The sequence below is a fragment of the Dokdonia donghaensis DSW-1 genome, assembly GCF_001653755.1.
Classification (GTDB): Bacteria; Bacteroidota; Bacteroidia; order Flavobacteriales; family Flavobacteriaceae; genus Dokdonia; species Dokdonia donghaensis.
Window position 1 is genome coordinate 261,183 of the sequence record NZ_CP015125.1, and the last position, 15,697, is coordinate 276,879.

15 protein-coding genes are annotated in these 15,697 nt (G+C 38.2%); 11 read left to right on the forward strand and 4 right to left on the reverse strand.

The genetic code is table 11. The features are described 5' to 3' along the window. Both I597_RS01205 and I597_RS01210 read right to left on the reverse strand, forming a co-directional pair. A complete protein-coding gene (locus I597_RS01205) occupies positions 1-2,544 on the reverse strand; it encodes a DUF5686 and carboxypeptidase-like regulatory domain-containing protein (protein WP_035325700.1) in 2,544 nt (847 codons plus the stop codon). Between the two features lie 171 nt (positions 2,545-2,715). After that, positions 2,716-3,693: a pyruvate dehydrogenase complex E1 component subunit beta gene (locus I597_RS01210; protein WP_021778037.1), complete on the reverse strand. Its 978-nt coding sequence runs from the start codon at positions 3,691-3,693 to the stop codon at positions 2,716-2,718. Positions 3,694-3,948: 255 nt separating this feature from the next. Here I597_RS01210 and I597_RS01215 point away from each other — a divergent pair, with 255 nt between their 5' ends. The 11 genes from I597_RS01215 (at position 3,949) to I597_RS01265 (ending at position 13,998) form a co-directional block, all read left to right on the forward strand. Further along, positions 3,949-4,689, forward strand: a complete 741-nt coding sequence (locus I597_RS01215) for an electron transfer flavoprotein subunit beta/FixA family protein (protein ID WP_035325702.1) — start codon at positions 3,949-3,951, stop codon at positions 4,687-4,689. A gap of 13 nt (positions 4,690-4,702) precedes the next feature. Beyond that, on the forward strand, positions 4,703-5,665 hold the full coding sequence (locus tag I597_RS01220; RefSeq protein ID WP_035325703.1) for an electron transfer flavoprotein subunit alpha/FixB family protein: 963 nt from the start codon (positions 4,703-4,705) through the stop codon (positions 5,663-5,665). A 166-nt stretch (positions 5,666-5,831) separates the two neighbouring features. After that, a complete protein-coding gene (locus tag I597_RS01225) occupies positions 5,832-6,446 on the forward strand; it encodes a bifunctional nuclease family protein (RefSeq protein ID WP_035325705.1) in 615 nt (204 codons plus the stop codon). A gap of 43 nt (positions 6,447-6,489) precedes the next feature. Beyond that, a complete protein-coding gene (locus I597_RS01230; RefSeq protein WP_236626671.1) occupies positions 6,490-7,857 on the forward strand; it encodes a NupC/NupG family nucleoside CNT transporter in 1,368 nt (455 codons plus the stop codon). 195 nt (positions 7,858-8,052) lie between these two features. Continuing rightward, on the forward strand, positions 8,053-9,357 hold the full coding sequence (locus tag I597_RS01235; RefSeq protein WP_035325707.1) for a carboxypeptidase-like regulatory domain-containing protein: 1,305 nt from the start codon (positions 8,053-8,055) through the stop codon (positions 9,355-9,357). A gap of 164 nt (positions 9,358-9,521) precedes the next feature. Continuing rightward, positions 9,522-10,346 carry a thymidylate synthase gene (locus I597_RS01240; protein WP_035325709.1) on the forward strand — a complete coding sequence of 275 codons (825 nt, stop codon included), beginning with the start codon at positions 9,522-9,524 and terminating at the stop codon, positions 10,344-10,346. Positions 10,347-10,370: 24 nt separating this feature from the next. Further along, positions 10,371-10,778 (forward strand): hypothetical protein, encoded by a 408-nt coding sequence (locus I597_RS01245; protein ID WP_052111809.1) that lies wholly within the window; start codon positions 10,371-10,373, stop codon positions 10,776-10,778. A 152-nt stretch (positions 10,779-10,930) separates the two neighbouring features. Then, positions 10,931-11,368: a hypothetical protein gene (locus tag I597_RS01250; protein ID WP_035325711.1), complete on the forward strand. Its 438-nt coding sequence runs from the start codon at positions 10,931-10,933 to the stop codon at positions 11,366-11,368. 131 nt (positions 11,369-11,499) lie between these two features. Then, positions 11,500-12,669 carry an ergothioneine biosynthesis protein EgtB gene (egtB, locus tag I597_RS01255; RefSeq protein ID WP_035325712.1) on the forward strand — a complete coding sequence of 390 codons (1,170 nt, stop codon included), beginning with the start codon at positions 11,500-11,502 and terminating at the stop codon, positions 12,667-12,669. A 37-nt stretch (positions 12,670-12,706) separates the two neighbouring features. Continuing rightward, positions 12,707-13,672 (forward strand): L-histidine N(alpha)-methyltransferase, encoded by a 966-nt coding sequence (locus I597_RS01260; protein WP_035325713.1) that lies wholly within the window; start codon positions 12,707-12,709, stop codon positions 13,670-13,672. A 44-nt stretch (positions 13,673-13,716) separates the two neighbouring features. After that, positions 13,717-13,998: a DUF427 domain-containing protein gene (locus I597_RS01265; protein ID WP_035325715.1), complete on the forward strand. Its 282-nt coding sequence runs from the start codon at positions 13,717-13,719 to the stop codon at positions 13,996-13,998. 81 nt (positions 13,999-14,079) lie between these two features. Here the strand turns inward: I597_RS01265 and I597_RS01270 are convergent, their stop codons facing one another. Together I597_RS01270 and I597_RS01275 are read right to left on the reverse strand one after the other, a co-directional pair. Then, positions 14,080-14,373, reverse strand: a complete 294-nt coding sequence (locus I597_RS01270; RefSeq protein ID WP_035325716.1) for an isoamylase early set domain-containing protein — start codon at positions 14,371-14,373, stop codon at positions 14,080-14,082. 222 nt (positions 14,374-14,595) lie between these two features. Further along, positions 14,596-15,672: an aminotransferase class V-fold PLP-dependent enzyme gene (locus tag I597_RS01275; RefSeq protein WP_035325717.1), complete on the reverse strand. Its 1,077-nt coding sequence runs from the start codon at positions 15,670-15,672 to the stop codon at positions 14,596-14,598. Positions 15,673-15,697 lie beyond the last annotated feature (25 nt).

Genomic DNA, 15,697 nt, shown 5'->3' on the forward strand with positions numbered 1-15,697 from the left:
TTAAAAATAAAATCCAAAACTACCTGTCACCCCTATCTTACGAGCATCTGGCAAGAAGTTATAATTTCCTCTAAAGTTTACGTCTATACGAAACACCTTAAAGATATTACCTACCCCGATGCTGTACTCATAATACGGCTCCATAGATGGGGCAATCATAGATGGTGTGATGGCGGTTACTGGATCTCCCTCTGCAAAGAGAAGACTCTCAAAGGCGGGTCTGTTAAGATCAATATTAGCCTGTGATATATTACCTATTATACCACGCACGCCTATAATCTCTCTGAGGTTCAACCCTTTTAAGAAAGGAATACGGTTAAAGATTCTTCCTCCAAAGTTATGTTCTAGCTGTAGTGATGCATACTCATCTGTAGTAAACTCATAAAAATTGAGCTGGCTAAAGGTGTTGAATATTGAGAACAATGACTGGTTACCTGGTACCGGACTTAATAATGCCAGTGGCACCTCATCAAAGGTTTTACCTACCTCTGTAGAAGCGGTAAGTGTACCTAGACCTCCTACACGTATTGCCTTACGAGCAGAAAACTGAAACTTATCGTACCCAAAGTCACTGTCTAGCGTACCCTCTAGCCCACGGGTGTAACTCGCGTAAAAGCTAGGGAACCACTCATTTGTGACGCGTCGCTCTACGCCAAAACCTGAGGTCTTTTTACCTGGCTCCCAGATAGTAGTAAGTACAATTTCTGCTTGTTTAAGCTCACCTGTGGTAGTGGTTTGTGTGGCATCTGTAAAGTAGTCTAGACTAAAAGTTTCTGAGGCAGACTCAAGCGTGCGCAGTGAGAAATCTGCACGTACCTGCAGGTTGCGCACCACCTCTATCTCTGCTGCTACGTTTGCCAGTTTTATGGAGGTGAGCTTATCATTAGTCGCTGTGTTTACTAGAGATGATGAGGCAAGATTTCTACCTAACACATCTCTTGAGGTGGTAAGGCTCGCCCCTATTTGCTCTACATCTTGACGGTAACCTCCAGAGATAATAAGTCTACTCTTTTTATCTAAAAGCCACTTACCAGAGATACCAAATTTTCCTTTTTTGTCTTTAAAACCATAGGCCAGAAAGCCTTCTAGACGCCAGGGATCGTTTTGAGAAAAATAAGTTCTACCTCCTGTACGTATACGCAAACCTTCTACCTCGTTAAACCCAAAGGTTGAAAATATAGGGCCGTAATCAAAATTGAGACTTGGGATCTCATAATAACCAGAGGCTAGTACAGAGCCTGCATTATAGAGATTTCTAAATTTCTTAACCGTTTTAAGGGTGTCTAGCATTTTATAAACGCCTAGCTCGTCCTTGCTCAGTTCTTCTTTTCTATTCTCTTCCCAAAACTCATCGCCACGATTATAGATATCCTTATCGTAGTTATAGACTTCCTTGTCGTAATAATCTTTGTCTAGTTTTTTATCAAACTCATAGTTATCATACAGGGTCGTACGCTTACCGTACATTCCTCTAGATTGCTCTTTTTTATTAAAAGCAAAGTCTGACAAGAAATAATCTCGTGAGAGTAAGAACGTAGTATCGTTTACGATATCAAACTCTTGCTCCATATAGATTTCTTTGACCCAGTTTATGTTTGCACTTTTTGAAAGCTGCATATTAATCTCCTTAATTGCCCAGGTTGAGTCGTTTACCCAGAAGTCTCCTTTAAAGGTAAGTTCGTTTTTACGACGTGGATAATAAATGATATTATAACACCATTTATTATCTATGTAGGCACTATCTGAGAGTACATAATTATAGGTTTGTATCCCTGTGCGCGACAGCGGACTTGTAAAACTCTTATCAAAAAACTGTAAGTAGTTCTGGTAGATATCATAATCACTGTACAGATCTTTTACAAAACCTATCACTGTTTGATTCTCGCTAAAACCGCTGTTTTTATTACCTAGCAGCTCTTCTTTTACTTTATTAATCTCGTTATCTCCATAAACTTTTGACACGGCTTCGTTTACAAAAATGGGTAGATAGGTTTTACCCGTCACATTTGAAGTATCTGTCTGGTCAAATATAAATTCCATCCCTTTAAAGAGGCGGCTATTTATAAGAGCACTGTCTATGGTGTTAAGGTCAAACTCTAGCTTTTCATACTTATCATACTGGTATTGCTTAAACTGCTTGAGTCCATTCTCTCTTTTATTTGCCCATATCTTGCGTAGTATATCTACAGCAGGGTTGTTCTTTTTATCTGTTTTACCCGTAAAGATTACGATCTCATCTAGCGCCCCAGCCTCTTCTTCTAGCGTGATTTTCATCTCGTAGTTCACCTTTTGCTCTAAGTCTACAATAAGGTTTGAAAACCCTATGAAGGAAAATCGCACTTGCTCCCACGTAGCATCAGACTCGAGGTAAAAGCGACCATTCTCATTTGTAATAGTTCCCTCATTTGAACCCATAAAAACGACATTTACAAATGGTAATGCATTTCCCTGTGTGTCAAAAACTTCTCCACTCACTTTAGTCTGACCATAAGATATAGCCACCGTAAAAAGCGTAATAAGGAAGAAAAGTAAATTATGTTTCATCTATTAATTCTATTTGTGCGTTGTTACATATCATTCAGTAGGGTTACAATGATTACCCTATAACGTTTAGAAAACATATTATTCTGTATGAGATGTTATTTTATACACATTAATTAAAAAACCCCTCTCTTAGGTAGAAAGGGGTCAAATATAGTACGCTTTCGCGAAAGCTTATCTGTACATCACCTTTTTGACAGCCTTTACAACATCATCGCTGTTAGGCAACCACTCTTTAAGTAGTACTGGTGAGTAAGGGGCAGGTGTATCTGCCGTGTTTATTCTTTGTATAGGTGCATCTAGGTAATCAAAACAGTGCTCTTGTACCTGGTGACTTATCTCTGTAGATACGTTTCCAAAAGGCCAAGCCTCTTCAAGTATCACAAGTCTATTAGTTTTCTTTACTGAGTCAAAGATAGCTTGCTTATCTAGCGGGCGTACCGTACGTAAATCGATAATCTCGCAAGAAATACCATCTTCTGCCAGTTGGTCTGCTGCTTTGTAAGCCTCTTTTATAATTTTTCCAAAAGAAACAATAGTTACATCTGTTCCCTCTCTCTTAATATCTGCAACACCTATAGGTAATACATACTCTCCATCTGGCACCTCACCTTTATCACCATACATTTGCTCAGACTCCATAAAGATTACAGGGTCGTTATCACGTATCGCTGCTTTAAGTAGTCCCTTTGCATCATAAGGGTTAGATGGTACAATTACTTTAAGACCAGGTGTGTTTGCAAACCAGTTTTCAAAAGCTTGAGAGTGCGTTGCTCCAAGTTGACCAGCAGATGCTGTAGGCCCTCTAAAAACGATAGGACAAGAAAACTGCCCTCCAGACATCTGTCTTATTTTTGCGGCATTGTTTATAATTTGATCAATACCTACCAGTGAGAAGTTAAAGGTCATATACTCCACAATAGGACGACAACCCGTCATAGTACTACCTACACCTATACCTCCAAAACCAAGCTCAGCAATAGGAGTATCTATAACTCTATCTGCACCAAACTCGTCTAGCATTCCTTTTGAAGCTTTGTAAGCACCATTATATTCGGCTACTTCTTCTCCCATTAAATAAACAGATGCGTCGCGACGCATTTCTTCACTCATAGCCTCACAAACGGCTTCTCTAAACTGGATTGTTCTCATATTAAGTTACCCACTAGTGGGTTAATTTGCAAAGGATTCTCAAAGCATTGCCTTAATCACCTAATTAATAATCGTTTTTTACGTACTCACAAAAATAAGCAATTCAGAAACCTCAAAAAATGAGAATTTTGCAAAATTTTACTATGCGCGCATAGTAAAATATAGTTTTTTACCTTATTTTTGTAACGATAACGAAATAGTACGAGTTTACGCTTTCGCGAAAGCGTACCTTTATCTTTATAAAAAACAAATTCTATGAAAATATTAGTGTGCATCAGTCACGTACCTGATACGACTTCAAAAATTAACTTTACTGAAGGAGACACCAAGTTTGATACTAATGGTGTTCAGTTTGTGATCAACCCAAATGATGAGTTTGGATTAACCAGAGCAATGTGGTTTAAAGAAAAACAAGGAGCTTCTGTAGACGTAGTAAACGTAGGAGGACCAGAAACAGAACCTACACTTCGTAAAGCACTTGCAATAGGTGCAGACACAGCTATACGTGTTAACACAGAAGCAAAAGATGGTTTTCAAGTTGCCAAAGAACTTGCAAAAGTAGTTCAAGACGGAGGTTATGACCTTGTAATTGCGGGCCGTGAGTCTATAGATTATAATGGTGGTATGGTACCAGGTATGCTTGCAGGTCTTACTGGAGCAAACTTTGTAAATACGTGTATCTCACTAGAAGTAGATGGCACAAACGCTACTGCAACTAGAGAAATAGATGGTGGTAAAGAAACAGTTACTACAACTTTACCTCTTGTAATAGGAGGTCAAAAAGGACTAGTAGAAGAGAGCGACCTACGTATACCTAATATGAGAGGTATTATGATGGCTCGTAAAAAACCATTAAGTGTGGTAGAACCTACTGGCGCAGCAACCGAAACAGCAGCTGTTGCCTTTGAAAAGCCAGCACCAAAAGGAGCCGTAAAACTTGTAGACACTGTAGACGAGCTCATCGATTTATTACATAACGAAGCGAAAGCTATCTAAAAAGTACGATAATATGTCAGTTTTAGTATATACAGAATCAGAAAACGGAGAATTTAAAAAAGCTTCACTTGAGGTAGCATCTTATGCAAAGGGTGTTGCAGATATGATGGGAACTTCTGTTACTGCTATTGCAGTAAATGGGGGTGACACAGCAACACTAGGAACCTATGGTGTAGATAAAGTTTTAAACCTTAAAGACAGTAAACTAGACGCATTTAATGCAGCTCCTTATGCAAAGGGTATTGCTGCTGCAGCAAAGGCAGAAGGTGCAACAGTAGTTGTATTAAGCCAGAGCGCAAATGCAAAGTATCTTGCTCCTTTACTAGCGGTAGAGCTTGAGGCAGGATATGCATCAAATGTAGTTGCACTTCCAGAAAGCGCAGCACCATTTAAAGTAAAGCGTACTGCTTTTACTAACAAAGCATTTAACATTACAGAGATCTCTACAGATGTAAAAATTGTAGGTCTTGGTAAGAACGCATATGGTCTTAAAGAAAACAGCGCCGCTGCTGCAACAGAAGATTTTAGTGCAGATCTAGGAACATTTGGTGTAGAGGTTGCCTCTGTAGATAAAGCTACAGATAAAGTTTCTATCGCAGATGCTGAGATTGTAGTCTCTGCAGGTCGTGGTATGAAAGGTCCAGAAAACTGGGGGATGATAGAAGAAATGGCAGACATACTTGGAGCAGCAACAGCTTGTTCTAAGCCAGTATCTGACCTAGGGTGGAGACCTCACGGTGAGCACGTAGGGCAAACTGGTAAGCCTGTTGCTTCTAACCTATACATCGCGATAGGTATCTCTGGAGCTATACAGCACCTTGCGGGAATTAACTCTTCAAAAGTAAAAGTAGTAATCAATACAGATCCAGAAGCTCCTTTCTTTAAAGCAGCAGATTATGGTATCGTAGGTGATGCTTTTGAAATTGTACCTCAACTCAACGAGAAGCTTAAAGCCTTTAAAGCTTCTAACAGCTAGAAATATATTATTAGTTATATAAAATGAGCTTAAATTCTATTTAAGCTCATTTTTATTTACCCTTATCTACCTAAAAGACTGCATATTACCTTATAATAAAGATATCAATACGGCAAATCGTATAAACTTCTTAACTTATAATCCCTTTTTCCTATTTTTGCAACTTATGAGCTTAGTGCGTTTAAACATTAAAGGAATCTCCTACAGCCAGACTCAAAATGGTGCGTATGCCCTTATTCTTACTGAACAGGACGGAGAACGTAAGTTACCTATTGTAATAGGAGCTTTTGAGGCACAGTCTATTGCGATTGCATTAGAAAAGGAAATAAAACCACCCAGACCTCTCACACACGACTTATTTAAAAACTTTGCAGATCGTTTTGATATCGTCATTAAACAAGTAATAATACACAAACTTGTAGATGGTGTTTTTTACTCTAGTATAATTTGTGAGAGAGACAAAATAGAAGAAATTATAGATGCACGCACCAGTGATGCTATATCACTAGCCCTACGTTTTCAAGCACCTATATTTACTTATAAAAATATACTTGATAAAGCAGGTATCTTTCTCAAAGGAAACACAAACCCAGAGGAGTTTACTGAAGAGGATGAAGTCCTAATGGATGAAATCATTCTGGAAGAAGAGTCTACATCTAGCGGTGATGATTATAAAAAAATGTCACTACAAGAACTACACAACAAATTAGAGCAAGCAGTAGCTAGTGAAGACTATGAAACTGCGGCAAAAGTGCGAGATGAAATCTCAAAACGCAACTAAACAATCTTATATGCGCAAGCTACTACTCACCTTATTAGTATTAATGAGTTCACTTACAACATTTGCGCAGGAGCAATCACAGGCTATTGTAGATGTTATCCCTTCGCAAGGTTTTACCCTTGAGAGTTTTGGCCGTGGTGTTTTGGGTATGATTACCCTTATTATCATTGCTGTGTTATTTAGTAGTAATCGCAAAGCGATAAACTGGAAAACGGTTGGCATAGGGCTAGGCCTTCAACTTATTATAGCTGTTTGTGTCCTTAAAGTTCCATTTGTAGAAAAGATTTTTTCTTTTTTAGGAAATATTTTTGTCAAAATTCTTGAATTTACACTTGCTGGAAGCGACTTCTTGTTTCAGGGCCTCGTTAGTGATACAAGTACCTTTGGATACATATTTGCTTTTCAAGTATTGCCTACTATCATCTTCTTTTCTGCACTTACATCTGTACTGTATTATTTCGGGATAATACAAAAAATTGTAAAAGTGTTTGGATGGCTTCTATCTAAGCTTTTGGGTATTTCTGGAGCTGAGAGTTTAAGTGTAGCGGGCAATGTTTTTCTAGGACAGACTGAGGCACCACTTCTTATAAAAGCATATCTAGAAAAAATGAACAAGTCAGAAATCTTACTTGTTATGATAGGAGGTATGGCCACAGTTGCTGGGGCTGTACTCGCTGCATACATAGGTTTTTTAGGAGGTGACGACCCTGTTTTAAGACTACTATTTGCAAAACACCTGCTTGCAGCATCTGTAATGGCAGCCCCAGGAGCAATTGTAATCTCAAAAATACTTTATCCTCAAACTGAAAAAGTTAATACTGATGTCTATGTTTCAAATGATAAGATAGGTGCTAATATATTAGACGCTATTGCAAACGGAACTACAGAAGGTTTAAAACTTGCAGTAAATGTAGGGGCAATGCTTCTTGTTTTTGTAGCATTTATAGCTATGATGAATTGGATTCTAGGCTTTATAGGAGGTGTAACTAATATCAATGATTGGGTTGCGGCAAACTCTGCATACCCGCAACTATCTCTAGAGGCTATTTTAGGAACCATCTTTGCCCCACTTATGTGGCTTATAGGTGTAGCTAGTGAAGACACAACGATGATGGGACAACTACTAGGTATAAAACTAGCAGCAAGCGAATTTGTGGGTTACATACAGCTTGCAGAGCTCAAAGACACCACAAACGTTGTACACCTCAACTATGAGAAGTCTATCATAATGGCAACATATATGCTTTGTGGATTTGCAAACTTTGCCTCTATCGGTATTCAGATAGGTGGTATAGGTTCTCTAGCTCCAGGGCAGCGCACGCAATTATCTCGTTTTGGTCTTAAAGCACTTATAGGAGGTTCTATAGCTTCACTTATATCTGCAACCATTGCCGGTATGATTATAGGGTAATAGATCCTTATCTAACACCACTCTTTTTTTTTAGATTTTTACGCTCCCGCGAAAGCGTAATCACCCTTGTTTATCTCGTAAAACAACCTACTGGGTGAAAGCAATCTTTACAACACCCGACAAAAGTGTACTACCTGCATTACTTTTTGTCGTATCTTAATGAGGTAGAATAGATTGCATACTAAAAAACCGCTTATGAAAACGCACAAAAATCTGCTCACTAGCCAGCTCTCGTGGCTACTTGCACTATGCATAGTACTTGCTTTTACACCAAGTACCTATGCCCAAAAAATCACGAACTATATAGAAGTAAAAGGAAAAATAGCCGAGTCTGAGTCCAAAGATGAAATCGCTAAGGCAACCGTTACTCTTATAGGAACTAACCTAAGCACTGTATCAAATAATGAAGGTGAGTTTGCTTTAAAAATACCAGTAAAAGACGCAAATAAACAGCTCAAAATTACCGCGCTAGGTTTTAACGAGAAAATTATTTTACTTCCAGAAAATCTTAAGAAACCACTCAAAATTAAACTCGATTATAGCATCATAAATCTTGATCCAGCAAATCTTGTTGCCTATACAGATGCAAAGGCCCTTGTAAAAAAAGTACTCAAAAAAAGAAAAGATAATTATCTAGGTAATGAAACCGTGATGACTGCATTTTATAGAGAGACCATAAAAAAGCGCAGTAAAAACGCATCGCTGGCAGAAGCCGTTGTAAATATCTATAAGCAACCTAATGCAAACAGCAAGAAGGATCAAATAAGGCTTGTAAAATCAAGAAAAGACACAGATTACTCAAAACTAGACACCATCGCCCTTAAACTACAAGGAGGTCCTTTTAGTGCGTTATATGTAGACGTAATGAAGTACCCAGAATATATCTTTAGCCCAGAAACGATGGATGCTTACACCTTTAGATTTGGCAAAGTATCAGAAATTAATGGTGAGAATGTATTTGTCATACGATTCAAGCAACGCGGGGAGGTGCTTACACCCTTATATGAAGGTAATTTATATATAGGAGCCACCAGCCTTGCACTTGTAAAAGCCACCTATGCGCTCAAACTTGATAATACAGACGAGGTGAATGAAATGTTTGTGCGTCGTAAACCTAGTAATGTAAAAATAAAACCACGCAACATTTCTTATGAAGTTAATTATCGCGAGAAAAATGGCAGGTGGGTTTATGGATATAGCAAAGCAGATCTATCATTTGAGGTAAAGAAAAAGCGACGCTTTTTTAAATCCATCTATACACTCTCTTGTGAGATGGCTGTTACAGACTGGCAACTCGCCCCAGCAAATGCCTCTTGGGAAGGTGATGATGAGATAGATGAATATATCATTATGGCAGATCAAAACCTAGGTTTTGGTGATCCAGAATTCTGGGGAACATACAATGTAATTGAACCAGAAAAATCTATAGAGTCTGCGATTAAAAAAATTCAGCGCAGGCTAGAACGCTCAGAAGATCGCGCCTCACTAGGCGGTAAATAACCCATACGTTAATAACTCATAATAAGTAGAAACACCTTTCGTTGTAGAAAACGGTAGGTGTTTTTATTTTGCTTAAACTTTGCAAGAGACTTTTTACGCTTTCGCGAAAGCGTAATCACCACCAGCATAGGCACCTTACAATTATCACTTAGTAAACTAGATGTATGAAACAGTATCACGACTTAATGAAGCACGTACTCGCCGAAGGTAACTTTAAAGGCGATCGCACCGGTACAGGAACAAAAAGTGTATTTGGGTATCAAATGCGTTTTGACCTCTCAGAAGGCTTCCCGATGGTTACTACAAAAAAATTACACCTTAAATCTATCATCTATGAGCTTTTGTGGTTTTTACAAGGTGACACTAACGTGAAGTACCTTCAAGAAAATGGTGTGCGCATCTGGAATGAGTGGGCAGATGAGAATGGAGACCTAGGTCCCGTTTATGGTTACCAGTGGCGCAACTGGAATGGTGACGAGATAGACCAGATAAAAGATATTGTAGAGACACTTAAAAAAAATCCTAATAGCCGCAGGATGCTGGTAAGCGCTTGGAACCCTTCTGTAATGCCAGATACCGCTGTCTCTTTTTCTGAAAATGTTGCAAATGGCAAGGCTGCTTTACCTCCCTGTCACGCATTTTTCCAATTTTATGTAGCAGATGGAAAGCTAAGTTGCCAGCTATACCAGCGCAGTGCAGATATCTTTTTAGGAGTTCCGTTTAATATAGCTAGTTACGCACTATTTACAATGATGATGGCGCAAGTGTGTGGCTATGAGGCCGGAGATTTTATTCACACCTTTGGCGATGCCCATATTTACAGTAATCATATGGAACAAGTTGAACTTCAATTATCCAGAGAAATTCGTACTTTACCTACTTTAAAAATAAATCCTGAGGTAAAAGACATCTTTGGCTTCACTTTTGATGACTTTACTTTAGAAAATTACAATCCGCACCCTCATATTAAAGGAGCAGTTGCGGTATAACCTCAAATTAACCTACTTACAACAATGAAAAAATTATTATTTGCCCTTGCTTTTTTTGCAGCGTTTACAACTATGAGTGCACAAGAAGGTGTGTCTATGAGAAAGTCTACTACTCTTAAAGTTACAGAGGTCCCACCTACGTGGCCAGGATGTACTGGGTCTATCAATCAAAAAAACAACTGTTTACGCCAGAAACTAGCAGGACATATTGTTAAAAATTTTAAATTTCCATCAGACTATGTAAAAGGGAAGGTGGCAATTGATATGTTTATAAATAAAGAAGGTAAGCCTGTGATACGATCTGTAAAAGGAGGCTCTCCAGGAGTACAAAAAGAAGTAAAAAGAGTGATTATGATGATGCCTCAAGTAATTCCCGGCAATATGGGAGGAACAAAAAAGGATAGCGATCTTAAACTTGCATTTACATTGTAAGACTGTAAGAACATATACTATTATAAACCGAGGAGCAAAAGAGATTTTGCTCCTCGGTTCATTTATAGCTATCTCAATAGTAAATAGTTATCGGTGTTTTCCATATCCTCGTACTTTAATAGATATATTTAACACTCATCATCAAAACATTTATGAATCCCTTGATAACTATACTCGTACTATTTTTATGCGCCACCTCTTTACAGGCACAATCTTACTCAGATAGCAAAGAATATTTTTACGGCTCGCAAGCGGGTGTAAAAGCTTTTGAGCGCCCTCCCATCTGGCCTGGCTGTAATTTTAAGAATATACATAAACTGAGAAGGTGCTTTGACGAATCTTTAAGTAAGCATATAGCGACCAATTTTAAAATTCCATACGACCTTATGGAAAAACTAGAGTATAAGAAGGTTACAGTAAACTTTTATGTTCAAAAAGATGGGTCTATTAGAATACAAAGTATAAAGGGAGGAATACCAGAAATAAAAGAACTGGCCAAAAAAGTCATTTTATCTATTCCAGAAATTAAACCTGGAGAACTAGGAGGTAAAAAAGTAGCTGCAGAATATACAATACCCATTACCTATTAGCACGACCTACTTACAGAATTAGACCTAATACATCAATTGGCTTAAATATTAACATTTTGCCAAATGAGGTCATAAAATTTTACACGCACTTAAAAACCCGTAACTTTATGTGACTTATAATTGTCACTGCTATGATTGTTACAGAAATTTTACTCGAGTTTTTTCTTGAAACTCGACAGCACACAGAGCGCCTGTGTAAACCACTTGAGATAGAAGACTATGTCGTACAACCCATAGTAGATGTCTCGCCACCTAAGTGGCACCTAGGTCACACTACGTGGTTTTTTGAAGAGTTTATTCTAAAACATCATAAAGAAGGTTACACACTTTTTAGCGATGACTTTGCTTTTGTTTTTAATAGCTATTATGAGAGTATAGGTAAGCGCGTTGTGCGCACAGACAGAGGTAATCTATCAAGACCCACTGTAGACCAAGTATATGCTTACAGAAAGTACGTGACAGAGGCTCTTAAAGATCTTCTAGAGGGAGACGTTTCGGCAGAGGTGACTAAGTTACTTACCATAGGCATACATCACGAGAAACAACACCAAGAGCTACTCGCTACAGATATAAAATATATACTAGGCAACAACCCACTTATGCCTGTTTATGGAGGAGATATTAGCTTTCGCGAAAGCGTAAAAGAAACCCCACAATCACAATGGACTCATATAACCGAAGGCGTGTATGAAATAGGTCATAACACTCCAGAGTTTTGTTATGATAATGAGCTAGGCCGTCATAAAGTATACCTACACGACTATGCTATATCTAATACGCTGGTAACAAACGGTGAGTGGATAGCTTTTATAGAAGCTGGAGGATATAATAAAACATTACTCTGGCACGCCGAGGGCTGGGACTGGGTCCAAAAAAATAATATAGAATGCCCTATGTACTGGCATAAAGTAGGAGATAAATGGTATCACTACACACTCGAAAAGGGCTTACAAGAAATAGACGAGAGTGCCGCTCTAGCTCATATCTCATACTATGAGGCATTTGCTTATGCACAATACAAAGGACTACGCTTACCTACAGAATTTGAGTGGGAAGTAGCAAGTAAACACCTAGATTGGGGAGACCGCTGGGAGTGGACAGAGAGCGCCTATCTACCCTACCCAGGCTATAAAAAAGAAGAGGGAGCACTGGGAGAATACAACGGTAAGTTTATGGTAAACCAGAAGGTCTTAAGAGGTGGCTCTGTGGCAACACCAAGTAGACATACACGACACACCTATCGTAACTTTTTTCAAACTGGATTACGATGGCAATTTACAGGCCTACGCCTAGCAAAATAGTAGTAAGTTTTTACCATACCACACGACCATTACATATATGACACAAACTAAACCAACTATAGCAACCGCATTTCATAAAGAAGTTGAAGAAGGGCTTACGGCATTTCCAAAATATCTGTCTTCAAAGTTTATTTATGATAAAAAGGGAGACAAGCTCTTTCAAGACATTATGGCTATGCCTAGCTACTACCTCACAGATTGTGAGTATGAAATCTTTGAAACACATAAAACCGCCATTGCACAGGCTTTTACAAGCAAAAGTGGTTTTGAGCTTATTGAACTAGGAGCTGGTGACGGCAAGAAAACAAAGATTTTACTAGAACACCTAGTAACTCGCGGAGACACTTTTACTTACCTCCCTATAGACATTAGCCAGAATGCACTAGACGGTCTTGAAGAAAGTATGAATAAAGACTTACCGAAAGTAGATATAAAACCTCAACAGGGCACCTATTTTGACGTACTAGAAGGGCTAGCAAATTACAACTCTCGTAAAAAAGTAATTGTAGTACTAGGCTCAAACATAGGGAACCTTTTACACCCGCAGGCTATAGACTTTTTATCAAATATTCAGAAAGCAATGAGCCCGGGAGATTTACTTTTTATGGGGTTTGACCAAAAAAAGAATCCGCAGGTGATACTTGATGCTTATAATGACCCAGAAGGTATTACCGCTGCTTTTAATAAGAACTTACTGCACCGCATTAATGATGAGATGGATGGTACTTTTAATCCAGAGCAGTTTAACCACTGGGAGACTTACGACCCAGAAACAGGCACTGCAAAGAGCTATCTCGTGAGTAAGCAAGACCAAGAGGTACGTATTAACGCTCTAGATCTTAATGTACACTTTAATGCCTGGGAGACCATACATACAGAGATAAGCCAGAAGTATGACGACAGCATTGTAGAGTGGCTTGCAAATGAGTCTGGGCTTAATATTATAAACGACTTTGCAGATAGTAAGGGATATTACAAGAACTATTTATTTGAAAAGAAATAAGAGTACGCTTTCGCGAAAGCGTAACAACATCTAAAAAAAGAATTATGAAAGCAATATGGAACAACGAAGTAATAGCAGAAAGTGATGATACGATAGTGATAGAAAACAATCACTATTTTCCGCACGAGGCTATAAAGAAAGAATATTTTAAATCTAGTGATTTACACAGTACCTGCCCTTGGAAAGGTAAGGCATCATATTACTCAATAGAGGTAAATGGAAAAGAAAATACAGATGCCGCTTGGTACTATCCAGAAGTAAGTGAGCTAGCAAAAAGTATTGAGAATAGGGTTGCCTTCTGGCGTGGTGTCGTTGTAGTAGAGTAATTCTATATTTCTGTAATGTAAAAAAAGCCATTTTCTAAACGAAAATGGCTTTTTGCACTATAAGTTGAGGGAAACTTAACGTTATAATTCTAAAACACTGTTTTCGGCAGCGGCATAATCATTCCATTGGTAACCATCTGCAGCTTCTTCATTTACCCACTCTCCATCTACTACATATTTAAACTCGTATGACTTTTCTGTAGGGATATCAAAGGTGCCTTTAAAGGTTCCGTTCTTAAGTTTTTTAAGAGGTGTTGTGGTATCCCAGTTATTAAAATCACCTGCTACGGCAACCGTATCTGCCTCTGAAGCAGCAATCGCAAAGGTTACTTTACAAACAGGCTTTGTTTTTAAAAATTTCTTAGTAAGCGCCATAATTCTTTGTTTTTGATAAAGTACAAAGATAGGATTAGCACATTATAAAAAACAGATAATCAGACTATTGAACTCATTATTCACGATTTAATAATATTGCACCTCATAAAATTAATATCTGCTAAATCGAAAACGTTTGAAGGCATCATAAATTGATTTTATGATGATTAATTAACACGTCACTCACGTAAAATTTACAGTAAAAACTACAAAACAAAGCGATTATGACCTGATAACTTCAAGTAAATATGCTAGATCATCTTCTGTATTAAAGTAATGAAAACCTACCCGCACGCCTTCTCCTCGCACCATCGTAAGTATATCTTGGTTTTTTAGTTTTATTATAGTTTGGTCGTCTCCTTTTATATTAAAAAATGCACCGTGACTCTCGCGCTCTGCAATTGCTTTTGAAAGAAGTCTATTTTCTAAAAACATCTCTTTGGCTTTTAGATTTATATCCTTAATTCTCTTATCTATAACCCCCATACCAAGTTGATTTATAACATCTATTGCTACACCTAGACTTCCATAATTGAGCGTGTCTTGATGTCCCGGTTCAAAACGACCTAAAAAGTTACCTTCTTGTGGCTTATATTTACCTTGTACAGAATTAAAACCTGTTGTGCTAGGTGCAACACGGTCTACAATACTTTCTTTAAACAAGAAAAAGCCATTACCATACCCAGCATTCATCCACTTATAGGTACTCGCACCTATAGCATCTAGTGCAGAGTTATCAAAATCAAATACCTCTGTACCTACATACTGTGTAGCATCTGCAAGAAATAATGTATCAGGATATAGCGCTTTTAAATCTTTAAGAAACCCTTGGTTTATTTTTAAACCATCCAGCCACTGCACAAGTGAGAATGCAAAAATATCTGGCGTATCTTTCTTAAAAGCTTGTGCAACCACCTCTTCAAGATTAGGACTAATCTGAGTGTACTTAACATCAAAATCTCTACTCTCAAAAGGCCAGTTTATAGATGGGTAATCTCCTTCTAGCAGCAGTACCTTTTTGTGTTTTTTAATGCCCTCAAGTAGCGTATTAAAACCGTATGAAAAATTTGGAACAAGGGCTACTCTATTTGCCTCACAAGAAAAAAGCTCCCCTACCTTCTCACGCACAGACCCTAATATTTTACCTTGATTTTCTTTGAGCAAGCTTCCTTGTACTAAGAAATCAAGATCGTGTTCTTGCCTCCACTCCATCACAGGCACAGAGAGTAAACCAGAAGAAGGTGTGTTGAGATAGGTATACTGACTCAGGATTGGGAAGAGTTTGGCAAAATTTTTCATAAGCTATTTTTAAAATGACGTTCTA